Raw genomic sequence first — 22,874 nt, 5'->3', positions numbered from 1 at the left:
GCCTGTGGCGTGCTTCGGGGCTGCGCCGTCGCCCACAGCCAGAAGGAGGGATTCTCGTGGGTGCAGCACCGGACGCCCTGCGGAAAGCCGAACTGACGGAGGAACAGACACGCGACACCGAGCGTGAGTGGTTCCTCGATGCCGACACCGGGGAGCTGAAGCCGGAGGATTATTGCAATCGCGACGAGCAGGACCGGCCGCGCCCGGTTCGAGTTTCGAGCGCGGAGAGGTCGATCGTGTCGGTGAGGTCGTAGACGGCGTCCGGCTCGGTGGGCAGCTTGCGGAAGTCGGCGTCGCGGCCCAGCTCGGCACCCATGTTGGCGATGACGTGCCGGTCCATGGCGGTCAGTCCCGCAAGGCCCGGGCGGTGATACTCCAGGATCCCGTTGACCGCTCCATCCCACTTGCGAGCCGGCGGCGCACGTGTGCGAGTCGGATCCCCGCCAGTGTCTTGCCGGGGATGCCGAAGTACGGCATGTGGGTGGGGTGGGTTGTGGTCGACGTACTTGACACCGGCCTCGGTGCGCACCCGGTCCAGGAGCCCTCCAGTTCCCGTATCACCAGGGTGCCGGTGGCGTCCTGCGTGAGGGTCTGGTCGATCCCCGGCCGATCTCATGACCTGGTTCCATCCGGCCGTCGAGGAGGTGATCGGCGATGAGCCGGTGTGCCGGCGTGCCGCGGGAGAGGATCACAACGTCAGGCTGCGCGTCTGTGCTCCGGAACGGCAAGTTGCCCGCTACGGCTGTTCGGGGGCCTGCCCGGGGCCGGGAAGCGGTTCGAGTTCGGTCACTGCGTACTCGATCCGGACGTCGTCGGCCAGTTTCAGCGCGCCCAGGAACGCGCTGTACGGCTTGATCCCCCAGGTGGACTGGGTGACGGTCGCCCAGCCGCACACCATCCCATCCCCGTCACTGCCCCCGTGCACGGTCACCGGATGGGTCTGGCGCTTGATGGTCAGGTCCCCCGTGATCTCGAACGACTCGATCGTGCCCGTGATGCTCGTGGAGCGGAAGGTGATGGCTGGATGCTGTGCCGTGTGCAACAGGCCCTCGCCCTTCAATGTCCGCCCGATCTCCTCCTTGTCGGCGTCGGTGAGGGGTTTGAGTCCTCCCGTCCCCTCCAGGACGGTCAGCGATCCCGTCTCGACCGTCACGGTCACCGACGACTTCTCGGGATCGCTCGCGACGACCATCGTGTTCCCGGACCATCGGGTGGCCTCGATCGTGAGGTCGTGCCCCGCCTTCCGGCCGAGCCCAGCGCGACTGGTCTTGATCAGCAGGCGGCCGGCCGGCGGCCCGAACCGATGCCTTCCGTCACTAAATGTCACAAATTTCACTTTACGCGATTAGTGCGGCGTGTCACCTGAGGTGCGCCAGTATGACGGGCCGCTCGGCTGGAACCGGCATGAGCCGTCCTGCCCCCGGCCGGCACGCGGGCATCGAGGTCCACAACTGGCGGTTCGGCGGCGCGGCCGTGCCCGCTGGTGCGGACGCTCCCGTGGTGATCGCGCAGGCGTGGCGTGCTCGGCGGACGGTTCCGGCTGGAGGCCGGCACCGGCGAGGCGCTCAGCGAGCACATCCTGGGCGGCCCGTGGCCCGAGACATCGGTGCGCCTGGAGATGCTGGAGGAGGCGCTCCAGATCATCCGGAAGCTGTTCACCGGGGAGCAGACCAGCCATCGTGGCAAGCACTACACCGTGGAGAACGCCCGCCTGTACACCCTGCCCGAGCAGCCGGTGCCCATCGACGTCTCCGCCTTCGGTCCGCAGGCGGCCGAGGCCGCGGCGCGGATCGGGGACGGGCTGATCACGACGATGCCCGACGCCGCCCTGGTCGAGCGCCGCTCTTCCTGGCCGAGGCAATCGAACCACTCGATGCTCTCTGACACCGGGCGCAGCCAGGTCCGCCCCGTCGTGGAGCGGTTGGAAGGTGCCGCCTTCCCGTCGAAGCCTGGCTGCTCACAAACATCGCCTACAGCGGTTTGACCCAGCGTCGCCAGTGGTCCTCGCGGTGGTAGCCACCCGCGGCCCATGTGCGGTGGGCCTGTTCGTTGGCTTCCAGGACCATGGCGTCGACGCGTCGCCCGCCCAGGGCGGTGAAGCGTTGTTCTGCGGCTTCCAGCAGGGCGGTGGCGATGCCTTGCCGTCGGTGGTCGGGGTGTACGGCGAGTCGGTAGGCGGAGCATCGCCATCCGTCGAAGCCGGCTATGACGGTTCCAGTGAGAAGGCCGTCGCACTCTGCGAGGAGCAGGGCTTCGGGGTCTCGGGTGATGAGTCGGGTCACTCCGTCGTGGTCGTCGCTGATGCTCGTTCCTTCCGCGGCGTCGCGCCAGAACCGCAGCACGGTGTCGATGTCCGAGAGGGCGGCGCAGCGGATGCGAAGATCACTCATGGGGCGAGCCAAGCAGAGCACCGGCCTGTCCGGCGAACGGTTTCCGTGCCGAGGCTGGACATCGCGGGCTGCTCACCGCCAACGACATCGCGGCGCGGCTGTGGGTCGACCCAGGAGCGCTGGGTGCGCACGTCAGGACCTGGGGCCGGGGCGTCCGCGTCCTCCGCCGCATGCAGCCGAGGCCCCGGCCACCCCGCTGGGGCGCTGCCCGTGTGATGCGCTTGTGAACACCCCACACTCCTGTGCTTGTTCCGGGAACGTGACGGCACGCCGTTGTCAGTCCCTCCTATCAGAATGTCGCACACAGAGATCGAGATGCAGGAGTGACGTATGGGTACCTGGGATGGCGGTCCCTTTGACAACGACACCGCAGCGGACTTCTGCGGCGACCTTGATGAGGCAGCCGCAGGCGAACGCGAGGGCATCATCCGCGGCGCTCTCATACGTGTGATCGACACCGCCGGCTACCTCGAAGCGCCCGAGTCCGAGGAAGCCGTAGCTGCGGCCCTTGTCTCCGCGCAGTGTCCCGGGGGTGAGGCCCCCGATCCTGCCCATGGGCCGGAAGAGCCCCTCCCTGACCTCACCGGCCTGCGCGATCTCGCGCTCCAGGCCCTGGACCGTGTCATGGCCGACCCTTCCGAGCTGATGGACCTTTGGGCCGAGTCGGACGGCGGCCCCTGGCGTGCGAACATCCGCCGCCTGCAGAACGTGCTCCTGCCACAGCAGCCCGGAAAACAGCTCAGCCTGAGCTGACCCACGGCAACGGCTCCTCGAGTCCTACCCGGAAGGCCACCATGAGCTGGGACGCACTCCTCCTCCGCCTGCCCGACGACCTCACCTCCGTGCAGGAGATCCCCGCCAGCCACGCCCCGGCCCCGCTCGGCCGACGACACGACGTACTCGCGGCTGTCACCCGGGCCTGTCCCGAAGCTGATCTCTCGGACCCCTCGCAGTGATGCCTCCCGACCGCACCACTGGCATCCGCCCCATGCACCCTCACACCCGTTTGAGCGGGAAACGATCTTCCGCCGAATGGGAAGCGATCTGCAGCAACCGCAGCTTTCGCTCCGGTCCGCCCTCCGTCGTAGAGCAGTTGGAAGCTGCCGCCTTCACCCGTCGAAGCCCGCGATGACCGCGCGCCGGGCGCGATTTCGGCATCCGGACGCGCGCCCCCGCGCTCGGTCACTCGTGCGCGATCGCCGCCAGCACGTTCATCCGGGAGGCGCGCAGCGCGGGCAGCAGGGCCGCCACGACGCCCACGAGCGCCGCGCCGACCACCACCGCCACGATGGTGCTCCAGGGGATGGCCAGCGCCTTCATGCCCTGGAGGGCCAGCACCCGCTGAGTGCACAGGCCCCACACCAGGCCGAGGGACAGCCCCAGGACCGCGCCGAAGACGGCGATCACCACCGACTCCAGCCGGATCATCCGCCGCAGTTGGCGGCGGGCCAGCCCGATGGCCCGCAGCAGACCGATCTCCCGGGTGCGCTCCACCACCGACAGTGCGAGGGTGTTGACCACGCCCAGGACCGCGATGACGATCGCCAGGGCGAGCAGCGCGTACACGAGGTAGAGCAAGACCGCGATCTGGTCGTGGACGAGCTTCTTGTAGTCCGCCTGGTCGCGCACCTCCACATTGGGGTACGGAGCCAGAGTCTTCTCGAGGTGGGCGCGCAACTGCCCGGCGCCGGTGCCGGGTGCGGCGTTCACGTACAGGGCGGCGTCCGGGGTGTTCGGCACGTACTTCTCCAGGGTCCCCATGCCGAAGTACACGCCGCCCTCGATGCCGAACCCCTCGGCCGCGTCCTGGTTGGTGAGCGCCGCCACGGTCAGCCGGGCCTGCCGTCCGCCCTGGAACTCCACGGGCAGTACGGTTCCGGCCCGCACCCCGTGCTTCCCGGCGAAGCGGGCCTCCATGGCGATGTGCCCGTCGGCGAGGGCGGTGGCCGTGTTGCCGTGGACGTACTTGATGTGGGCGACCGCGTCGAGCCGTGGGTCGTACCCGGAGGCGGTGGTCTCGACGCGTTTGCCGTCCGGCAGCCGCATGGCGACCGCCGCGAGGCGCTGCCGTACGACTGTGCCGGCGCCCGGGGTGTCGCGCACCGTGTGCGTGACCTCCGCGGAGAACGGCAGGAAGCTGCGGTTCTGCACCACGTAGTCGGCGCCCAGCACCCTGTCGATCTGCCGGTCCAGGGAGTTGGTCATGGAGGCACTGGCCACGGACAGCCCGCCGACCAGGGCCAGGCCCACCATCAGGGCGGCCGCGGTGGCACCGGTGCGGCGCGGGTTGCGGAGCGCGTTGCGCTGGCTCATCCGCCCGATGGACCCGAACAGGGCCGGGAAGGCCCCGCCCAGCACCCGGATCAGCGGACGCACCAGCAGGGGCCCCGCGACGACGACGGCGACCAGGGTGAGGACGATGCCCACGCCGAGGAACGAGGCGGCGGTCGCCGTCCGGTGCGCGGCGGCGCAGCCTGCGAGCGCCGCCGCGCCGGCCGCTCCCACGCCCGCGCCCGTCAGCGCCCGCACCCGCATCGGCCGGCCCACCCCGGCCACCTCGGTGTCCGCCAGGGCCGCCATGGGCGAGACGGCGGCGGCGCGGCGGGCCGGGAGGTAGGCCGCCAGGAAGGTGACGCCGATGCCGACCGCGTACGCGGCGACGGGCGTGATCCACCGGACGACCATCGCCGTGGCCGTCAGGTTCATGCCGAACGCGCTCATGAGCTGGATCAGCCCGGCCGCGAGACCGATCCCGGCCGCGAGCCCCACCGTGGAGCCGACCACGCCGAGCAGCACCGCCTCGGTCAGCACCGAGCGCCGGACCTGCCGCCGGTCGGCGCCCAGGGCGCGCAGCAGCCCCAGCTCGCGGGTGCGCTGGGCGATCAGCATGGAGAAGGTGTTGACGATCAGGAAGATGCCGACGAGGACCGCGATCCCGGCGAACCCGACCATGACGTACTTGATGATCTTGACGAATCCGCCGAGCCGGGCGGCGGCCGACTTGGCCTGCTCGCCGGCGGTCCGCAGGTCGTAGCCGCCGGTCCCGACTGCCTGGCCGACGCGCTGCTTGAGCTGCACGTCGGTGACGCCCTTGGCCGCGTCGACCGAGATGCTCGTCGCCCGGGCGGTGGAGCCGAGCAGCCTGGCCTGGGCGGTGGGGGTGTCCAGGAAGAGCCTGGCCGCGCCCGGGTTGGTGGTGGTGAACGTGGCGATGCCGACGACCCGGACGCGGAACGAGCCGGGCTGCGCCTGGACCGCGAGCATGTCTCCGATCCGTACGCCGTCGTGCCGGGCGGTGTCGGCGTCCAGCGTGGCCTCGCCGTCGCCGTGCGGGGCGTGGCCGGAGGTCAGCCGGACCGGGCTGCGGTCGGTGACCTGCCAGTTGGAGACGACGGTCGGGGCGCCCGTGGTCGGGCCGACCGGTTCGTTGCGGCTGTCGACGACCATGGCGTTCTGGACGGCCACGTCCACGTGCGTCGCCGCGACGCCGTCGACCCCGGCCACCCGCTGGGCGAGGGAGGCGGGCACGGTCTGCACGACCCCGGTGGGCAGGGCGGACGTCAGCTCCTGCCTGGGGGCCACCGTCACATCGGCGGCGGTGGAGGCGAAGAGCTGGTTGAAGGTGCGGGCGACGGTGTCGGAGAAGATCAGGCTGCCCGTGACGAAGGCCACGGACAGGATGACGGCCAGGGCCGAGAGCAGCAGCCGCCCCCTGTGGTCCAGGAAGCTGCGCAGGGTCGCCTTGAGCACCGGGTCAGACCTCCTCGACGGCGACGCCGTCCCCGCCGAGCCGGCCGTGGACCGCGTCGAGACCGGCGGCGGGAGCGACCGCTCCGGCGAACAGGCGCATGCGCTCCAGCACGGCCTCCGCGGTCGGGTGCTCCATCGCGTCCACGATCCGGCCGTCCGCGAGGTACAGCACCAGATCGGAATGGGCGGCGGCGTTCGGGTCGTGGGTCACCATGACGACGGTCTGCCCGAGGCTGTCGACGGCGTCGCGCAGGAAGCCCAGCACCTCGAGACCGGCCCGCGAGTCGAGATTGCCGGTCGGTTCGTCGGCGAAGATCAGCTCCGGGCGGGAGGCCAGGGCCCGCGCGCAGGCCACGCGCTGCTGCTGGCCGCCGGAGAGCTGGGACGGACGGTGCCCCAGCCGGTTGCGCAGCCCCAGCGAGTCGATGACCTCGTCCAGCCACTTCTCGTCGGGCCTGCGGCCCGCGATGTCCATCGGCAGCGTGATGTTCTCCAGCGCGTTCAGGGTGGGGATGAGGTTGAACGACTGGAACATGAAGCCGATCCGGTCCCGGCGCAGCCGGGTCAGTTCGCGGTCCTTCAGTCCGGTGATCTCGGTGTCGCCGACCCAGACCTGACCGGCCGAGACGGTGTCGAGCCCGGCCAGGCAGTGCATCAGCGTCGACTTCCCGGAGCCGGAGGGGCCCATGACCGTGGTGAAACGACCGCGCTGGATGTCGACGTCCACCGAGTCCAGCGCGAGCACGCCGGTCTCGCCCGATCCGTACGCCTTGGTCAGCCCGCGGGCGCGGGCCGCGATCCCGTCGGCCGACGCCCGGCCCGACGGCGCAGCAGATGTGGACACGGGGGCCTCCTCGGGGGTCCTGCGACCCGTTACGTCCTGGCTCGTGACAGTTTCGTCCCCAGCCGAGCGTAATGTGACCGGGCCCACAGCCGGTATCCGTCGTTGGGCCGAGCGCACGTCCCGGGACCCCGACAACCGTGTAAGGGGCATGAACGCAGCGCCCTCTACCCGCGCCGGTACCGAGGCGGCACAAGTAGTCGTCCGATCGGCTGATCAGGTGATCGGCCGCTCACCTGGGCCCGTGGAGAGCGGACGCCAGGCCGTGCCCAGCACGCAGTACGAGGACGGCAGGACCGGTCCCTTCTCCGGAACCAGCATCCGCTGGTAGGGGCCCAACTCGAACCCGGCGTCGCGCAGGGCGGGGACCGGGTCGCGGGCCAGATGGCAGCCACCGCTCAGCAGCGGCCACACCGTGAGGTCCAGAGCGCGCTGGGTGAGGTGCATCGCCCGGCCGCCGCCTCTGCCGTGCTCGAAGAACCGCACCTCGCCGCCGGGCTTCAGCACCCGCCGCGCCTCGGCGAGCGCGCGCGGCACGTCGCGCACGCTGCACAGCACCAGCGCCAGCACCACCGCGTCGAACGCCTCGCTCTTCACGGGCAGCGCCTCCGCGCAGCCCGGCACCACGTCGACCGGGACCTCGGCGCGCTGCGCGGCGTCGAGCGCCCGCCGCCGCAGCAGCCGCTCCGGTTCGATTGCGACGACCTCCGCGACCGAGTCCGGATAGCGCGCGAAGTTCAGCCCGTTGCCCGCGCCGATCTCGATCACCCGACCGGACAGCCCGGCCAGCAGCCGCCGGCGCACCGCGGCCATGCCCATGCCGGTCTCCGCGGCCACGCTGGCCCGGGCGTAGTAACGGGCGAACACCGGATGCCGGACGGCGTCCCGCGCCGCCTTCCCGGAACCGCCTGACCGCAACACCATGGCGCCCTCCCGACCATGACGGGCCTACGGTGAGTGTCCTCAGTGCCTACCCGCCGCACACCCATCCATACCGGGCCCCGCGCTGCCCGGCGGGCCCGGCCGGGCGTCTCCGTCAGGTGCCCGGGGTGAACTGCTCGGGTGCCTCACGGGCGGTGAAGCCCACCGCGTCCCACGTGCCGTCGAGCCGGGGGGCCAGCCAGGTCGGGGCCAGCGAGCGGAAGGCGGCCGGCGGCAGGGCGGCGGCGGCCTCGGGTAGGGCGCCGAGCAGGGGGGCGCCGGCCGCTTCGGGGAGGTCGGTGACGTTGCAGCGGCAGGCGAGGTCGGGCTCGGTGGGCCAACTGCCGATCACCACGCCGAGGAGGTCCAGGCCGCGGGTACGCAGTTCACGGGCCGTCAGCTCCGTGGTGTTCAGCGTCCCCAGGCCCGCCGTGGCCACGACCAGCACCGGAGCGCCCAGCAGCCGCGCCGCGTCCGCCAGGGTGCCGCCCTCCGCGTCGAAGCGGACGAGGAGCCCGCCCGCCCCTTCCACCAGCACCAGGTCGTGCTCGGTGGCCAGCTTGGCCGCGGCCTCGGCCACCTCGTGCGGGCGCACCGGCGCCAGCCCGGCCCGCAGGGCCGCCGTCGCGGGCGCCAACGGCTCCGGATAACGGGCGAGTTCATACGCCGTCACATCACCGGCCAGCCGGGCGACCTCGTCGGCGTCCCCGCGCTCGTCCGGCCCCACGCCGGTCTGCGCGGGCTTCAGCACGGCCACCGACCGCCCGACCGCCACGGCCGCCGCGGCGACGGCGGCCGTCGCGACCGTCTTGCCGACCTCCGTGCCCGTGCCCGTGATCACCAGGACCGGCATCTCAACCCTCCCGCGCCGCCGCGCACACCGCGCGCGCGATCCGTGCCACGTCCACGTCACCGGTGACGTACGGCGGCATCGTGTACACCAGGTCCCGGAACGGCCGCAGCCACACGCCCTCGCGCACGGCCGCCCGAGTGGCCGCCGCCATGTCCACCGCGTGGTCGAGCTGGACCACTCCGATGGCGCCCATGACGCGCACGTCCCGCACACCCGGCAGCTCCGCCGCCGGAGCCAGTCCGTCCCGCAGCCCCGCCTCGATCCGCTTGACCTCCGCACGCCAGTCCTGGCCGAGCAGCAGTTCGATCGACGCGCAGGCCACGGCCGCCGCCAGCGGGTTCGCCATGAACGTCGGGCCGTGCGCGAGCACCGGCACCTCCCCGCGCGAGATGCCCTCGGCCACCCGCGCGGTGCACAGCGTCGCCGCCATCGTCAGATAGCCGCCGGTCAGCGCCTTGCCCACGCACATCACGTCCGGCGTCACGGCGGCGTGCTCCGCCGCGAACAGGGCGCCGGTGCGCCCGAATCCGGTCGCGATCTCGTCGAACACCAGGAGCACGTCGTGCGCGTCGCAGATCTCGCGCAGCACCTGCAGATAGGCGGGGGAGTGGAAGCGCATCCCGCCCGCGCCCTGCACCACCGGTTCGACGATCACGGCGGCCAGTTCACCTGCGTGCCGCTCGACCGTCTCCCGCAGATGGCCGGCGTACGCCTCCTCGTACTCGGCCGGCGGCGCGTCCGCGAAGACCTGACGCGGCAGCACACCGGTCCACAGATCGTGCATCCCGCCCTCGGGGTCGCACACGGACATCGGCTGCCAGGTGTCCCCGTGGTAGCCGCCCCGCCAGGTGAGCAGCCTCCGCTTGTCCGGGCGGCCGAGCGAACGCCAGTACTGCAGGCACATCTTGACCGCGACCTCGACCGACACCGAACCGGAGTCGGCGAGGAACACATGCTCGAGTCCTTCTGGTGACATGTCGACAAGGAGCTTCGCCAGCCGGACGGCGGGCTCGTGCGTGAGCCCGCCGAACATCACGTGGCTCATCCGGTCCAGCTGCTCCCGGGCGGCCTCGTTCAGCACCGGGTGGTTGTAGCCGTGGATCGCCGCCCACCACGACGACATGCCGTCGACCAGTTCGCCCGAGCCGTCCGCGAGCCTCAGCCGCACCCCGCTCGCCGACTCCACGACGAGCGGTTCCTGGCGGCCGGGCATGGGTCCGTACGGGTGCCACACGTGCCGCCGGTCGAGCTCCAGCAGTTCGGGCACGCTCGGGCCGGGCGTGTTGCGCGGTTCAGGCATTGGGCGCGAGGTCCGTTCCGGCGCCCCGGCGGCGCACGGCGACCAGGTCCGGCCGCGGCCCGTTGCCGGCCGCGGCCGGTGCCGTTTCCGGTGCTTCGGCCGGTGCCGCGGCGGAACCGCAGACCCCGCCACCCCGGTGCGACCCGCACCCCTGCCCCTCGTGCGACCCGCAACCCGATCCCTCGTGGGACCCGCATCCCGAATCTTCCTGGGACCCGCACCCGGCGCCGTCGTGCGATCCGCACCCGCCCCCGGCCGCCACCCGGTGCTCGGGCAGCGTCACCTGGTCGGCGCCCTCCACCTCGAAACCGGCGTCCGCGATCATCTCCAGGTCGGCCCTGCCCGCCTGTCCCTCGCTGGTCAGGTAGTCGCCGAGGAAGATCGAGTTGGCCAGGTGCAGCGCGAGGGGCTGCATGGTGCGCAGGTGCACCTCCCGGCCGCCCGCGATCCGCACCTCCACGTCCGGGCAGACGAACCGGACCATCGCCAGGATCCGCAGGCAGCGCTGCGGGGTGAGGTTCCACTCCTTGGCGAGCGGTGTGCCCTCGAACGGGATCAGGAAGTTCACCGGAACCGAATCCGGGTCCAGCTCGCGCAGCGAGAAGACCACGTCCACCAGGTCCTCGTCGCTCTCGCCCATCCCGGCGATGAGCCCGGAGCAGGCGGACAGCCCGGCCGCGTGCGCCTTGTGCACGGTGTCCACCCGGTCGGCGTAGGTGTGGGTGGTGGTGATGTCGCCGTACGTCGCCTCGGACGTGTTGAGGTTGTGGTTGTAGGCGTCGGCCCCGGCCTCGCGCAGCCGTTCGGCCTGGCCGTCGGAGAGCAGACCGAGGCAGGCGCACACCTCGACGCCCTCGTTCTGCTCCTTGATCGCCTTGATGGTGTCGGAGACCCGGTCCACGTCACGGTCGGTCGGGCCGCGCCCGCTGGCCACCAGGCAGACCCGTTTGGCGCCGCCCGCCAGCCCGGCCGCGGCGGCCTCGGAGGCCTGGTCGGGCTTGAGCCAGGTGTACTTGAGGATGCCGGCCTTCGAACCGAGCCGCTGAGAGCAGTAGGAGCAGTCCTCGGGGCACAGACCGGACTTGAGGTTGACGAGATAGTTGAGTTTCACCCGCCGGCCGAACCAGTGGCGGCGCACCTTCCCGGCCGCGGCCACCACATCCAGCAGGTCGTCGTCCGAGGTGGCCAGCACGGCCAGAGCTTCCTCGCGGGTCGGCGACTCGCGCCGAAGTCCCTTGTCCACCAGCGTGTTCAGCAGGTCCATAAGAGCTGATCCTTTCCTACGGCCCGGTCCGCGGCCAAGGAGACCTCGCACAATGACGGACCGATCGACATGTGGGTATTGCCACATCATGGGCGGCAAGCGCTGCCGTTAGGGTCTGTGGACTGCCTACAAATGCCCCGGAGGACCCATGGCGTTCGGCTGGATCGAGGAGCGGGCGGACGCACGCCGCCGGGCCGGGCTCGTGCGGACCCTGCGGCCCCGCCCCGCCGACTCGCCGCTGCTCGACCTCGCGGGCAACGACTACCTGGGGCTCGCCCGTCATCCGGAGGTGACCGAGGGGGCGGCGGCCGCCGCGCGCACCTGGGGCGGCGGCTCGACCGGCTCCCGGCTGGTCACCGGAACCACCGAACTGCACGCCGAACTGGAACGCGAACTGTCCGGTTTCTGCGGCTTCGAGGCGGCGCTGGTCTTCTCCTCCGGATACGCCGCGAACCTGGCCGCGGTCACCGCGCTCGCGCCGCACGGATCGCTCGTCGTCTCCGACGCGGGCAACCACGCCTCCCTCATCGACGGCTGCCGGCTGGCCCGGGGCACGACACAGGTCGTCGCGCACGCCGACCCGGACGCGGTGCGCAAGGCGCTCGGCACGCACGAGGGCCCGGCCGTGCTCGTGTCGGACACGGTGTTCTCGGTCGACGGCGACGCGGCCCCGCTGGCGGAGTTCGCCGCGGTCTGCCGGGAGCGCGGCGCGGGCCTCCTCGTCGACGACGCCCACGGGCTGGGCGTCCTGGGCGCCGGCGGCCGCGGCGCCGCGCACGCAGCGGGACTGGCGGGCGCCGGCGACGTGGTCGTCACGGCCACGCTCTCGAAGTCGCTCGGCAGCCAGGGCGGAGTCGTCCTCGGACCCGCGCGGGTGATCGACCACCTGGTCAACGCGGCCCGGACGTTCATCTTCGACACCGGCCTCGCCCCCGCGGCCGCGGGCGCGGCCCTGGCGGCGCTGCGGCTGCTGCGCCGCGAGCCGGAGCGGGCGGCACGCGCGCGAGCGGTGGCGGCCGAACTCCACGCACGCCTGACCGCCGCGGGTCTGGAAGCGGTACGTCCGGACGCCGCGGTGGTCTCGGTGCGCGCGCCGTCCCCGGAGCGGGCCGTGCGGTGGGCGGCCGACTGCCGGGCGGCCGGCCTCGCCGTGGGCTGTTTCCGTCCTCCTTCCGTGCCCGACGGCATCTCACGGCTGAGGCTGACCGCCCGCGCGGACCTCTCCGGGGCGCAGATCGAACGCGCTGTACGGGTGATCGGTGAGGCACGGCCATGAGTCGGCGTGACACGGCCGGACGTCACCGGGGGCGGATATGACCGGATGGTGCGTCAGACGCGGTGCGCCGCAGCCGTGAAACGGGCCCAGCTCGCGGGGGAGAAGAGCAGGGCCGGCGCGGCCGGGGCCTTGGAGTCGCGCACGGCGAGCAGCCCGGACCACGGTCCCGTGGCGGGCCGGGCCGTCTCGACGCAGTTGTTGGCTCCCGTGCTGTAGCTGCTCCGCAGCCAGCGCACGCCGTGCAGATCGGTGCTGGAAGATACGTGCCGAGGCAGAGCGGACATGGTGCCTCCTTAGGCGGTACGTGGTGGAGCGCCGTCAGGGTCCTGGCGTATCCCGGCGATGAAGTCCAACGAGTCCTCGGGCGAGAGGGCGTGGATCCGCAGGGTGTCGAAGGCCTCCGTGTAGGCCTCTAGGTCTTCTTTCCGCTCGAGATGGAGGCTACTCGTCAGGTGGTCGAGAACCACCACGTTCAGATCAGAAGTGTTCGAAAATGAGAAGATTACGAAAGGACCGGTGATGCCGATGTGCGCGCCGGCGGCGAACGGCAGCACCTGGAGCCGTACCTGCGGCAGCCGGGCCGCCTCCGTCAGCCGCTCCAGCTGCCGCCGCATGATCTCCGGGCCGCCCACCTCGCGGCGCAGCACCGCCTCGTCGAGCACCGCGTCCAGCTCCAGCGGCGGCTGCGCGCGGAGCACGTCCTGGCGGGCCAGCCGCACCTCCACCAGCGCGTCCAGCCGGTCCTCGTCGAGCCCGTCCACGGCGGCCCGGGTGACCGCGCGGGCGTACTCGGGCGTCTGCAGCAGTCCGGGGACGACCGAGGTCTCCAGGGTGCGCATCCCGCTCGCCTGCGACTCCAGGCTGATGAAGTCCCGGTAGGTCGGCGGCAGTACCCCGCGGTAGGCGTGCCACCAGTGGTGCCGGCCGTCGCCGTCGTCCAGTCCCGCGAGGACCAGGAGCAACTCGCGCAGCTGGGAGTCGTGGACCGCGTACGCGTCCAGGAGGGAGCGCACATCGGCCGGTTTCACCCCACTGGTGCCGGTTTCGATCCGGCTGACCTTCGACTGGTGCCAGCCGACCAGGCCGGCCGCCTCACCGCTGGTGAGACCCGCGCCGGTGCGCAGCGCGCGCAGTTCGGCGCCCAGTTTCCTGCGGCGCACCGCGGGACCGTGCTGCATGGGCTACTCCCTCGCTCCGTCTGAACGCTCCACGCGACCCGCTTCACATACGGTCTTCCGTCGCAGAGTTCACCGCATCGAGCGACAGATATATGCATATCTTGGTGGATCGCCACCGAGACGGCAGGACTGGTGGCAGTCTGACGGCGAAGCACCAGTGCGGGACCGTACTCGAACCATCCGCTCAGTGTCGGACTCCGGTCCCGTGGGAAAGGGACGACGTCGCCATGGCAGACCATCTGGAAGCATCCGTCACTCTGCCGAGCGATCCCGCCTCGGTCTGCGCGGCCCGTGCCTATGTGGCGGGCACGCTCGCGGAGTGGGGCCTGCCGCCGGCCACGGACACCGCCGAGACGGTGCGGCTCATCGTCTCCGAACTCGCCACCAACGCCGTACAGCACACTTTCGGGCAGTCACCCACCTTCACGGTGGACCTCGTCCTCGTGCGTGACGAACGGCTGTGCATCGGGGTCACCGACAGCCACCCCCGGTTCCCCAAACGGCTGCCGGCCGCCGTCCAGCAGGACAACGGCCGGGGCATGGTGATCATCCGGTGGCTCACCGCGGAGTGCGGCGGCAGACTGACCGTGCGGCCGACCCGGGAGGGCGGCAAGACGGTCTGCATCGAACTTCCGTGGACGGCTCCTGCCCGGCCCGTGACGGCCGCGGGCCAGGAACCGTAGGAACGTGGGGTGACGGCGTCGCAGCGCCGCCACCGCCCCGCACCGCGGCCGGGTCAGCGGACCCGGCCGTACCAGACGCTCTTCGTCCAGATCTTCTGGAGCTTCACCACGTCCCCGGTCTTCGGGGCGTGCCAGATCTTGCCCGAGCCGGCGTAGATGCCGACGTGGTACACGTACGAGCCCGAGTGGAAGAACACCAGGTCCCCGGCCCGGCGGCTGCTCGCGGAGATGTGCCGGCTGTTGTTGTACTGCTGCGCGGCCGTGCGGGGCAGTTTCTTGCCCGCCCTCTTGAACGAGTACAGCGTGAGCCCGGAGCAGTCGAACCTCCGCGGCCCCGTGGCGCCCCACTGGTAGGGCGACCCCTTCTTGGACGCGGCGATCTGCAGCGCCTTGGACGCCATCGTGACGGCCGAGGCCTCGGAGGCCACACCCGGCACGACGATCGAGCCGCCCACGGCGGCCAGGGTCAGGGCCGAGGCCGTGCCGGCCCGGGCCATCAGCGACGGGACGCGATTGAGCGCAGTCATGCGCAACCCTTCGTCAGCCGCCTGTGAAGGATGACCTGTCGGATTCGGGCTGGCGAAGTTGCCCGGCCGCGTTGCCGCGGCTTCACCCCAAGGGCTGCTCGGTCCGGTCATGGTGCGACCGTTCCGGCGACCCGTCGTGCTTGGGTCCTCCACTCCTGCCGATCCACTCCTGTCGACCGGTCATCCGGGCGGCGGCAGGACTCGGCGTCCGCCCGGACCGCCCCGCCGTTGTGGCGGGGGCTTGTCGTCAGACAGGGATCTTCACCCACGGATGTCCGAAAATCCCAACGGAAGCGAGTGTTTGTGTTGTTACTCACCACGCGCCCGTTCGGGTGGACACCCTCACGATCGAACGGATGCCCCCTCACCCGACGACCCCCGGACCAGCACCGGAACGCCTCGTGCCGCCATTCGGGGAGGCGGGCTGCGCAACTGTGGCGGTCCCGAAAAGGGACCTGAACCTACACCGAAAGGGGGTCGGTCATTCGGGGACATTCCGTGTCGCTTGTCCCGGCGCGCCGCCTCCCGCGCCCGCCGCGCCCCCGGTGTGGACGACGTCAACTTCCGCAGTTTGGCGGCTGGGTGAAGCGCACGGCGCGCGACTCACCGTCCGGCACCCACGGGGGCCGGGCGCCCGGCGGCCTCCGGACAGCGGCCGATCGGCTCTGCCAGGGTGCGGGGTGGGTCCGGTGGATCGTCCCGCGTCCGGCGAGGTGGGCATTGCCGTGCGATTCGGGATGTACCGGCCAACCGGCCCATATGTGGCGGCTTCTGGCGTCTCCGGCGCCGGCTGCCGCTTCGGGCCGGCCCGCGCCTGCCGCGCGGACCGCCGCTGGGGCTTCCGGCCCCGCACCGCCATCCGGCCGCCGGGGTTCCGGTTCCCCGCCGACCCGGGCCCGGCGGGTGCCCCTGACGGCCCGGGTGCCCGGTCGTCTCCGGGCGGCGGCCGATCGGCGCTGTCCGGGTGTGGTGCGGGGTCCGGTGGATCGTCCCGCGTCCGGTGAAGTGGGCATTGCCGTGTGATTTTGGGCGTTCCGGCCAACCGGCCCATATGCGGCGGCTTCTGGCGTCTCCGGCGCCGACCACCGCTCCAGGCCGGCCCGCGCAGCCTCGGCCGCGTGGCCCGCCTGCTGGCCTTCAGGCCTCTCAGGTTGGCCCGCTTGCTGGGTTTTTGACCCCTTTCGTGGGGGCCGCCCGCCGACTCCCCGTCCCTTCCGTGCGTGCCGTCGCCGGCCTTCCGGTTCCCGTCGAGCCGCTCGGGGTTCCGCTCAGCGGGACACGTCGCGCCGCTTATCGGATTGGCAAAGAAGGTCAACGCCCCCTGTTCTCAGGGACCTCACAGCAGCAAGGATCCCCGTACCCAATTCGCAACGACGTACGGGGAGGTCCCCCCTTGAGGGACATGAGACCCAGGAACCGGGTGCTGGCGCTCGGTTCGGCCGGTGCGCTGGTCACGGCGACCCTGATAGCCGGCGCGGTGGCGACGCCCGCGGCCGGTGCGAACAACGGCCAGGGCCAGGACCGCGAGACCCGCGGCGCGGCGATCGCCGCGGAGCGGGCCGCGAAGGCCGGCATCGACTGGCAGGACTGCCCCGCCGACTGGGGGCTGGCCAAGCCCATCCAGTGCGGTTACGTCTCGGTGCCGCTCGACTACGCCGACCCCTACGGCAAGCAGATCAAGCTGGCCGTCGACCGCGCCGGCAACACCGGCACCAAGGAGGAGCGCCAGGGCGCCCTCGTCTACAACCCGGGCGGCCCCGGCGGTTCGGGCCTGCGCTTCCCGACCCGGGTCACCGGAAAGAACGCCATCTGGGCCAACGTGGCGAAGGCCTACGACTTCGTCGGCTTCGACCCGCGCGGTGTCGGCCACTCGGCGGCCATCTCCTGCGCCGACCCGCAGAAGTTCGCCGAGGGGTCCAAGCTGGACCCGGTGCCCGGCTCCGAGGGCGACAAGAGCATCCAGCGCAAGCTGGCCCGCGAGTACGCGCAGGGCTGCCTCCAGCGCACCGGCCGCGCCATGCTCCAGCAGATGACCACCCCGAACACCGTGCGCGACCTGGACGTCATCCGCGCCGCGCTCGGCGAGCAGAAGCTCAACTTCCTCGGCGTCTCCTACGGCACCTACCTCGGCGCCGTCTACGGCACGATGTTCCCGGGCCACGTGCGCCGGATGGTCGTCGACAGCGTCGTCAACCCGGCCCGCGAGAACATCTGGTACCAGGCCAACCTGAACCAGGACGTCGCCTTCGAGGGCCGCTGGAAGGACTGGCAGGACTGGGTCGCCGCGAACGACGCCACCTACCACCTGGGCGCCACCCGCGACGCCGTCCAGGAGCAGTGGCTGAAGCTGCGCGCCACCGCCAAGAAGAGCCCCATCGGCGGGGTCGTCGGCCCGAACGAGCTGATCTCCTTCTTCCAGAGCGCGCCGTACTACGACTCGTCGTGGGCGCCGGTGGCGAGGGTGTTCAGCAAGTACGTCGCCGGTGACACCCAGGCGCTGGTCGACGCCGCCGCCCCGGACCTGTCCGACATCGCGGGCAACATCTCCTCGGAGAACGGCAACGCCGTCTACACGGCCGTGGAGTGCACCGACGCCAAGTGGCCCACCAACTGGCAGACGTGGGACCGGGACAACACGCGGCTCCACAAGACGGCCCCGTTCATGACCTGGGCCAACGCGTGGATGAACCTGCCGTGCGCCACCTGGCCCGTCAAGCAGCAGAACCCGGTGGACGTCAAGACCGGCAAGGGTCTGCCGTCGGTGCTGATCGTGCAGTCCACGCGGGACGCCGCCACGCCGTACGCGGGCGCCGTCGAGCTGCACAAGCGGTTCAAGGACTCCCGTCTGATCACCGAGAAGGACGCGGGCTCCCACGGTGTCACCGGCCTGGCCAACCCGTGCGTCAACGACCGGGTGGACACCTACCTGCTCACCGGGAAGACCGACTCGGCCGACGTGACCTGCGCACCGCACGCCACGCCGAAGCCGTAAGGCCCGGCATCGGGTGACGAGGGGCGGCCGGGAAGCCCGGCCCCCCCTCTCTCGCGTTCGGTGTGCCCAGCGGCGCAAGCCCACAGGCGTCAACCGAGGGGCGCGCGCGGGAACCTGCGCCGGTCGCCCTTCGCCTCGGCCTGCTCCGCCTTGGCCACGGCCGCGTACTGGTCGACGTACTCCTGCTCGGACAGAGTCAGGATGGCGTACATGATCTCGTCGGTGGCGGCCCGCAGGATCGCCTTCTCGTTCTCCATGCCCGCGTAGCGGGAGAAGTCCAGCGGCTTGCCGAAGCGGATCACGATCGGGTGCGGGCGCGGGACGACCTTCCCGGGCGGCTGGGCCTCGAACGTGCCGATCATCGCGCACGGGACGACCGGCACCCCGGCCTTGAGCGCCATGACCGCGACGCCGACCTTGCCCTTGTACAGGCGGCCGTCGTGCGACCGGGTGCCCTCCGGGTAGATGCCGAGCAGCTCGCCCTTGCGCAGCACCCCGAGCCCCTCCCGGATCGCGGCCTGCCCTGCCTCCTTGCCCGACCGGTCGACCGGGATCTGTCCCGCGCTGCGGAAGAAGGCCGCGGTGAGCCGGCCCTTGATGCCCGGGCCCGTGAAGTACTCGGCCTTGGCCAGGAAGGTGATCCGCCGTTTGAGGATCGCGGGCATCACGAAGTGGTCCGAGAAGGAGAGGTGGTTGCCCGCGACGATGGCCGCACCCGAGGCCGGCACGTGCTCCAGCCCTTCGATACGCGGCCGGAAGACCAGTCTGAGCAGCGGTCCCAGCAGAACGTATTTGAGCAGGTAGTAGAACACGGCTCGCCCTTCGATCTACCAGGTCCGCTTCAGGCCGGTGTTTTGAGAGGTCAAAGCCATGATCCCGGGAATTGACCCACGTGCATCCGTAGTCATCTGTAACCGCGTTCGACCCAGCTCATGCTGACCACTTGCTGACTCGTCCAGTATGAGATTCATCGTCTGCTGGAGACATAGAGCTCGGACGGAGTTCAAGTAGCGAAATCGTCATGGCTGCGATAGGAGTGGGCGGCGGTTACCTCCGGAATGGTCCGTATCCTGGCCGCTGGCTGCCCCTGCCGAGACGCAGTGTGCCGGGTCGGCTGCCGCCTGCCCGCCGAGCTGCCCAGAACTGCACGGCCCGGCGGCGGGCAGTTCACGGCGCGGCGTGGTGTTCAGCGCAGGGTGAGCGGGGTCGCGGATGCGACGTGGGACAGTTTCTCCGGGTTGCGGACGTAGTAGAGGCCGGTGATGCGGGCGTCCTCGACACGGATCGCCATGACGCCGTCGAACTCGCCGTCCAGGCGGACGAGGAGTGCCGGGTTGCCGTTGACCACGGTCGGTTCGACGGTGGGCGTTCCTTCGAGCTTGCCGATGCCGCCGGCGAACATGCGGGCCACCCGCTCGGCGCCGGTGACCGGCCGCAGCGCGGCGTGTTTGATGCCGCCACCGTCGCTCATCAGGACGACTTCGGGGGCGAGGACCTCAAGAAGGGCCTGGGGGTCCCCGGTTTCGATCGCGCGTTGGAATGACTTCAGGACCGCCTGGCCCTCGTTCGAGGAGACCATCCGGCGGGGGCGGCGGGAATCGACGTGCCGGCGGGCGCGGTGGGCGATCTGGCGGACGGCCGCGGGGTTCTTGTCGACGGCGGCCGCGATCTCGTCGTAGCCGATGTCGAAGACCTCGCGCAGCACGAAGACGGCGCGCTCGGTCGGTGACAGCGTCTCGAGGACGAGCAACAGCGCCATGGACACGCTCTCGGCGAGTTCGACGTCCTCGGCCACGTCCGGCGCGGTGAGCAGTGGCTCGGGCAGCCAGGGGCCGACGTATGCCTCCCGGCGGCGCTTCATGGTGCGCAGCCGGTTGAGCGCCTGGCGGGTGGTGATCCGGACCAGGTAGGCGCGCTGGTCGCGCACCTGCCCCTGGTCGGCCTCGGCCCATCGCAGCCAGGTCTCCTGGAGGACGTCTTCGGCGTCGGCCGCCGATCCGAGCATCTCGTAGGCGACGGTGAACAGCAGGTTGCGGTGGGCGAGGAACGCCTCGGTCGCCGGGTCGGTGGCGTCGTCGCTCATCCCTCGTCCCTTCTCTTCGCCCTTCGCGGTCGGCCCTGGCGGTCGACCGCGTTCGTGCGCGTCCACAGCAGCATCCTCGCAGCACGCACCGGTCAGGCCGCCCGGTCGGCGGCGGCCGGTGCCTCGGCGCGCTTGGCGCGCAGCAGTTGCCGGCGCTTGGACAGACCTCCCGGGACGCGGTGCAGGCTGAACGAACCGGGTTTGTGCGCCTCTTCGGCCAGGTGCTCGGGGATGCCCTTGCAGACCAATTCCTTGATCCTGGCGCCCAGGCCGTCGGCGATGTGCAGCCACACCGCGACGTCGGACCTGTTGGCGAACTGGTAGACGCCCGCGCTTCGGCCCAGGCTGACGCACTGGGCGTAGAACGACTGGTGGAGGTCCCCCGGCTGCTCACCCGCGAGTCGGCTGAGCACGGTGTCGGCAGCCCGCGCGCCCAGCGGCATTGCGTTCAGGCAACTCATCCGCAGCGGCAGACCGGACGGTGCCGCCGAGTCCCCGGCCGCTACGATGCGCGCGTCGTCCACGCTTGTCAGCGTCTCGTCCGTGAGCAGGCGGCCTACGACGTCGGTGCTCAGCCCGCTGCGGGCGGCCAGGTCAGGGACGCCGAAGCCGGCGGTCCAGACGGTGACCTCGCTGGGCAGGTCACGGCCGTCGGCGAGCCGCACGGCGTCGCGGGTCACCGCCGTCACTCTCGCGTCGGAGCCGTCGATGACCGTCACGCCGAGCTCGGCCAGCCGCTTAGCAACCGAGCGCCGGCCCCGGGTGTGCAGGTACGGGCCGAGAACGCCGCCGCAGACCAGGGTCACCCGGCGGCCCTGCTCCGCCAGCTCGGCGGCGGTCTCGATGCCGGTGGGACCGGCACCGACCACCGTCACCGGGGCCGTCGCGGGAGCGGCGTCGATGACAGGGCGCAGCCGCTGTGCCGCCTCCAGGGTGGCCATCGGGTAGGCGAACTCAGCCGCGCCTGGCACGCTCAGTTCGGCGCTGCCACTGCCCACGGCGTAGATCAGGTACTCGTAGTCGAGCGTGCCGCCGGCCGCCGGCGTGACGCTGCGCTCGGCCGCGTCGATCCGTGTCACCGTGTCGACCATCAGTCGGACGCCCTCGGACAGGACGTGCTGGTAGGCGACGACCGCGTCGTCGGACCCGCCCACCAGCTGGTGCAGGCGGACCCGGTGGACAAAGTCCGGGCGCGGGTTGATCAGCGTCACGGTCACGTCGTCGCGCAGCGTCAGCCGGTTCGCGGCCATCACGCCCGCGTATCCGCCACCGATCACCACCACATGCGTGTTCCCAGGCACTGTGCCTCCTCCGTTTCCAGGTGTTCGGCCTCAAGACACCGCGTCTCAGGTCGCTGTGACAGGGTGTGAGTCAGATCACTTCACTGGAGCTCGGCTGGGGCTGTGACCGCAGTCAGGTCGACCGCCACCGGCCGACGCCGGGCCGAGTGCGGCGGGCATCGAGCTGGCGGTCCGCCGTGAGGCAACCGCGCTGGTCGTGGCCCTCAATGAGTGGCTGTGGCCACACGCTTCGCACCAGTTGTTCGTCAACCCTTTGCCGAGGCACTGGTGGGCAGGCTAGATTTTTCCAGCCGTCCGCGTTGTTCCGGACCGGCGCTGTCGACGAGGAGGTGTGGAGCACATGCGCAGGAGTGCCCAGCAGTTGAGCCCGCGTACCCACCTTTGCCACCTCCTCACGACGGAGACGCCTTGTCGCTTCGCATCACCCCACTGACCGACCTCACTCACGGGCCGCACAGCCGGCGTCTTGCATGGCTCGCGTCCGACGCCGATTCCATCCCTGTCGGGACGGCCTTTCTGCGGCTGTTCACCGATCCTGGCCAGGAGCACCTGGCCGAACTGACCCTCGGTGTCCATCCCGCGGAGCGGCGCAAGCGCGTCGGATCCCGGCTCCTCGATGCCGCCGTGGCCACCGCCCGGGACAATGCCCGACGCTGCGTTGTCGCGCAGGCCGAGGCCGGATCGCCGAGCGACCGCTTCCTGGCGGCGCGCGGTTTTCGTAAGGTCCTCACCTTGGGGTTCTTCCGCTTGCCGCTGGCCGATGTGGACACCGCCGCCCTGGCCGAGCTCATTGAGCGTCCGCATCCCGGCTACCGGCTGGTGTCATGGCAGGGAGCCGTCCCCGACGGCCTGGCCCAGACGTTCGCCGCCTCACGTCACGCCATGGACGACATGCCCATGGACGACACCGACTACGGGTCCGTGACCTGGGACGTGGACCGCGTCCGGGCCGCGGCGAAGGCCGTCGAAGAGCGCGGCGACCAGTTGCACACCGTCGTCGCCATCGACGCCTCCACCGGCTCGATCGCCGGATTCACCGAACTCGTCATCCCCGGCAACGGCGCAGGTGATGGCCAGCACTACGGCACCGGCGTGCTGCCCGAGCACCGTGGACACGGCCTCGGCCGATGGATGAAGGCCGAGTCGATCCGACAGGCCCATGGGCGCTATCCGGGCCTCGGTGGCCTCCTGACCGACACGGCCGACAGCAACATGCACATGAAACAGATCAACGACAGCCTCGGTTACACACCCACACACACGACACACCAGTACCGACTCGACCTTTAGCGGCGAAGGGACAGGCCCAGACGCCTCGCTGACCCAACCGACACAAACCGCGGGCCGCCAGCGCTCCACAGCGCGGACGGCCCGCCGGCGTTGCCGCCGCAGCAGGCGAAAGCGGCCGTCAGGTCAGCCGCTACCTCACCGAAGACCACGCCCTGCGCGACTACTTCGCCTCCCACGCCTGACAGGCGAAGTACGAGCCCCTCGCACACCTCCACGACCAAGCCG

General features: G+C 71.2%; 21 protein-coding genes, 1 pseudogene and 1 riboswitch. Of the genes and pseudogenes, 7 read left to right on the top strand and 15 right to left on the bottom strand.

The annotated features are described in order from the left end of the window. Positions 1-169 precede the first annotated feature (169 nt). Positions 170-340, bottom strand: a complete 171-nt coding sequence (locus tag ACF09J_RS29775) for a hypothetical protein (RefSeq protein ID WP_392308552.1) — start codon at positions 338-340, stop codon at positions 170-172. A 396-nt stretch (positions 341-736) separates the two neighbouring features. Continuing rightward, complete coding sequence (locus tag ACF09J_RS29770; protein WP_392308551.1) at positions 737-1,327, bottom strand: YceI family protein; 591 nt, start codon at positions 1,325-1,327, stop codon at positions 737-739. A gap of 201 nt (positions 1,328-1,528) precedes the next feature. Between ACF09J_RS29770 and ACF09J_RS29765 the strand changes: the two are divergent. Next, positions 1,529-1,840 (top strand): annotated as a pseudogene (locus ACF09J_RS29765) (LLM class flavin-dependent oxidoreductase); the annotation flags it as partial. Positions 1,841-1,970: 130 nt separating this feature from the next. Here the strand turns inward: ACF09J_RS29765 and ACF09J_RS29760 are convergent. Continuing rightward, positions 1,971-2,390, bottom strand: coding sequence for a GNAT family N-acetyltransferase (locus ACF09J_RS29760; RefSeq protein ID WP_392308550.1), 420 nt, complete (start codon positions 2,388-2,390; stop codon positions 1,971-1,973). A 330-nt stretch (positions 2,391-2,720) separates the two neighbouring features. Here ACF09J_RS29760 and ACF09J_RS29755 point away from each other — a divergent pair, with 330 nt between their 5' ends. Continuing rightward, positions 2,721-3,143 carry a DUF4259 domain-containing protein gene (locus ACF09J_RS29755; protein WP_392308549.1) on the top strand — a complete coding sequence of 141 codons (423 nt, stop codon included), beginning with the start codon at positions 2,721-2,723 and terminating at the stop codon, positions 3,141-3,143. Positions 3,144-3,184: 41 nt separating this feature from the next. Then, on the top strand, positions 3,185-3,346 hold the full coding sequence (locus tag ACF09J_RS29750) for a hypothetical protein (protein WP_392308548.1): 162 nt from the start codon (positions 3,185-3,187) through the stop codon (positions 3,344-3,346). A 226-nt stretch (positions 3,347-3,572) separates the two neighbouring features. Here the strand turns inward: ACF09J_RS29750 and ACF09J_RS29745 are convergent, their stop codons facing one another. The 6 genes from ACF09J_RS29745 to bioB form a co-directional block, all read right to left on the bottom strand. After that, complete coding sequence (locus tag ACF09J_RS29745; RefSeq protein WP_392308547.1) at positions 3,573-6,140, bottom strand: ABC transporter permease; 2,568 nt, start codon at positions 6,138-6,140, stop codon at positions 3,573-3,575. Positions 6,141-6,144: 4 nt separating this feature from the next. After that, positions 6,145-6,984, bottom strand: coding sequence for an ABC transporter ATP-binding protein (locus ACF09J_RS29740; protein WP_392308546.1), 840 nt, complete (start codon positions 6,982-6,984; stop codon positions 6,145-6,147). 213 nt (positions 6,985-7,197) lie between these two features. Continuing rightward, positions 7,198-7,905, bottom strand: a complete 708-nt coding sequence (locus ACF09J_RS29735) for a class I SAM-dependent methyltransferase (protein ID WP_392308545.1) — start codon at positions 7,903-7,905, stop codon at positions 7,198-7,200. 112 nt (positions 7,906-8,017) lie between these two features. Next, on the bottom strand, positions 8,018-8,755 hold the full coding sequence (gene bioD, locus ACF09J_RS29730) for a dethiobiotin synthase (RefSeq protein WP_392308544.1): 738 nt from the start codon (positions 8,753-8,755) through the stop codon (positions 8,018-8,020). Between the two features lies 1 nt (position 8,756). Beyond that, positions 8,757-10,055 carry an adenosylmethionine--8-amino-7-oxononanoate transaminase gene (locus ACF09J_RS29725; RefSeq protein ID WP_392308543.1) on the bottom strand — a complete coding sequence of 433 codons (1,299 nt, stop codon included), beginning with the start codon at positions 10,053-10,055 and terminating at the stop codon, positions 8,757-8,759. Next, a complete protein-coding gene (gene bioB / locus ACF09J_RS29720) occupies positions 10,048-11,319 on the bottom strand; it encodes a biotin synthase BioB (RefSeq protein ID WP_392308542.1) in 1,272 nt (423 codons plus the stop codon). Before bioB ends, ACF09J_RS29725 begins: the two co-directional genes overlap by 8 nt. Positions 11,320-11,467: 148 nt before the next feature. Here bioB and ACF09J_RS29715 point away from each other — a divergent pair, with 148 nt between their 5' ends. Then, positions 11,468-12,595 carry an 8-amino-7-oxononanoate synthase gene (locus ACF09J_RS29715; RefSeq protein ID WP_392308541.1) on the top strand — a complete coding sequence of 376 codons (1,128 nt, stop codon included), beginning with the start codon at positions 11,468-11,470 and terminating at the stop codon, positions 12,593-12,595. A gap of 53 nt (positions 12,596-12,648) precedes the next feature. On the opposite strand, the gene ACF09J_RS29710 is transcribed toward ACF09J_RS29715, so the two are convergent. Together ACF09J_RS29710 and ACF09J_RS29705 are read right to left on the bottom strand one after the other, a co-directional pair. Beyond that, a complete protein-coding gene (locus ACF09J_RS29710; RefSeq protein ID WP_392308540.1) occupies positions 12,649-12,879 on the bottom strand; it encodes a DUF397 domain-containing protein in 231 nt (76 codons plus the stop codon). Positions 12,880-12,888: 9 nt separating this feature from the next. After that, positions 12,889-13,773: a helix-turn-helix domain-containing protein gene (locus ACF09J_RS29705; protein WP_392308539.1), complete on the bottom strand. Its 885-nt coding sequence runs from the start codon at positions 13,771-13,773 to the stop codon at positions 12,889-12,891. Positions 13,774-14,000: 227 nt separating this feature from the next. Between ACF09J_RS29705 and ACF09J_RS29700 the strand changes: the two genes are divergently transcribed. After that, positions 14,001-14,456, top strand: coding sequence for an ATP-binding protein (locus ACF09J_RS29700; RefSeq protein ID WP_392308538.1), 456 nt, complete (start codon positions 14,001-14,003; stop codon positions 14,454-14,456). 53 nt (positions 14,457-14,509) lie between these two features. On the opposite strand, the gene ACF09J_RS29695 is transcribed toward ACF09J_RS29700, so the two are convergent. After that, positions 14,510-14,983, bottom strand: coding sequence for a C40 family peptidase (locus ACF09J_RS29695; RefSeq protein ID WP_392308537.1), 474 nt, complete (start codon positions 14,981-14,983; stop codon positions 14,510-14,512). 3 nt (positions 14,984-14,986) lie between these two features. Further along, positions 14,987-15,200, bottom strand: a riboswitch (cyclic di-AMP (ydaO/yuaA leader). Between the two features lie 1,185 nt (positions 15,201-16,385). Here ACF09J_RS29695 and ACF09J_RS29690 point away from each other — a divergent pair. Beyond that, positions 16,386-17,975, top strand: a complete 1,590-nt coding sequence (locus ACF09J_RS29690) for an alpha/beta hydrolase (RefSeq protein WP_392308536.1) — start codon at positions 16,386-16,388, stop codon at positions 17,973-17,975. Positions 17,976-18,064: 89 nt separating this feature from the next. On the opposite strand, the gene ACF09J_RS29685 is transcribed toward ACF09J_RS29690, so the two are convergent. From ACF09J_RS29685 to ACF09J_RS29675, 3 genes are all read right to left on the bottom strand, one after another. Then, positions 18,065-18,787 (bottom strand): lysophospholipid acyltransferase family protein, encoded by a 723-nt coding sequence (locus ACF09J_RS29685; protein ID WP_392308535.1) that lies wholly within the window; start codon positions 18,785-18,787, stop codon positions 18,065-18,067. Between the two features lie 374 nt (positions 18,788-19,161). After that, complete coding sequence (locus ACF09J_RS29680; RefSeq protein WP_392308534.1) at positions 19,162-20,058, bottom strand: RNA polymerase sigma-70 factor; 897 nt, start codon at positions 20,056-20,058, stop codon at positions 19,162-19,164. Positions 20,059-20,150: 92 nt separating this feature from the next. Next, entirely contained in the window at positions 20,151-21,359 is a 1,209-nt protein-coding gene (locus ACF09J_RS29675; RefSeq protein ID WP_392308533.1) for an NAD(P)/FAD-dependent oxidoreductase, read from the bottom strand. 408 nt (positions 21,360-21,767) lie between these two features. Here ACF09J_RS29675 and ACF09J_RS29670 point away from each other — a divergent pair, with 408 nt between their 5' ends. Continuing rightward, complete coding sequence (locus ACF09J_RS29670) at positions 21,768-22,649, top strand: GNAT family N-acetyltransferase (protein ID WP_392308532.1); 882 nt, start codon at positions 21,768-21,770, stop codon at positions 22,647-22,649. Positions 22,650-22,874 lie beyond the last annotated feature (225 nt).

It is taken from the genome of Streptomyces sp. NPDC014889, from assembly GCF_043081205.1.
Taxonomy (GTDB): domain Bacteria; phylum Actinomycetota; class Actinomycetes; order Streptomycetales; family Streptomycetaceae; genus Streptomyces.
Note: the sequence above shows the minus strand (reverse complement) of the source record. Positions and strands in the feature narration are given on the sequence as shown.

Excerpts from the sequence above, each read along its gene's own strand:
- ACF09J_RS29775 (WP_392308552.1), bottom strand. The coding sequence starts at position 340 with ATGGACCGGCACGTCATCGCCAACATGGGTGCCGAGCTGGGCCGCGAC.
- ACF09J_RS29760 (WP_392308550.1), bottom strand. The coding sequence starts at position 2,390 with ATGAGTGATCTTCGCATCCGCTGCGCCGCCCTCTCGGACATCGACACC.
- ACF09J_RS29755 (WP_392308549.1), top strand. The coding sequence starts at position 2,721 with ATGGGTACCTGGGATGGCGGTCCCTTTGACAACGACACCGCAGCGGAC.
- ACF09J_RS29750 (WP_392308548.1), top strand. The coding sequence starts at position 3,185 with ATGAGCTGGGACGCACTCCTCCTCCGCCTGCCCGACGACCTCACCTCC.
- ACF09J_RS29735 (WP_392308545.1), bottom strand. The coding sequence starts at position 7,905 with ATGGTGTTGCGGTCAGGCGGTTCCGGGAAGGCGGCGCGGGACGCCGTC.
- bioD (WP_392308544.1), bottom strand. The coding sequence starts at position 8,755 with ATGCCGGTCCTGGTGATCACGGGCACGGGCACGGAGGTCGGCAAGACG.
- ACF09J_RS29725 (WP_392308543.1), bottom strand. The coding sequence starts at position 10,055 with ATGCCTGAACCGCGCAACACGCCCGGCCCGAGCGTGCCCGAACTGCTG.
- bioB (WP_392308542.1), bottom strand. The coding sequence starts at position 11,319 with ATGGACCTGCTGAACACGCTGGTGGACAAGGGACTTCGGCGCGAGTCG.
- ACF09J_RS29715 (WP_392308541.1), top strand. The coding sequence starts at position 11,468 with ATGGCGTTCGGCTGGATCGAGGAGCGGGCGGACGCACGCCGCCGGGCC.
- ACF09J_RS29710 (WP_392308540.1), bottom strand. The coding sequence starts at position 12,879 with ATGTCCGCTCTGCCTCGGCACGTATCTTCCAGCACCGATCTGCACGGC.
- ACF09J_RS29705 (WP_392308539.1), bottom strand. The coding sequence starts at position 13,773 with ATGCAGCACGGTCCCGCGGTGCGCCGCAGGAAACTGGGCGCCGAACTG.
- ACF09J_RS29700 (WP_392308538.1), top strand. The coding sequence starts at position 14,001 with ATGGCAGACCATCTGGAAGCATCCGTCACTCTGCCGAGCGATCCCGCC.
- ACF09J_RS29695 (WP_392308537.1), bottom strand. The coding sequence starts at position 14,983 with ATGACTGCGCTCAATCGCGTCCCGTCGCTGATGGCCCGGGCCGGCACG.
- ACF09J_RS29690 (WP_392308536.1), top strand. The coding sequence starts at position 16,386 with ATGAGACCCAGGAACCGGGTGCTGGCGCTCGGTTCGGCCGGTGCGCTG.
- ACF09J_RS29680 (WP_392308534.1), bottom strand. The coding sequence starts at position 20,058 with ATGAGCGACGACGCCACCGACCCGGCGACCGAGGCGTTCCTCGCCCAC.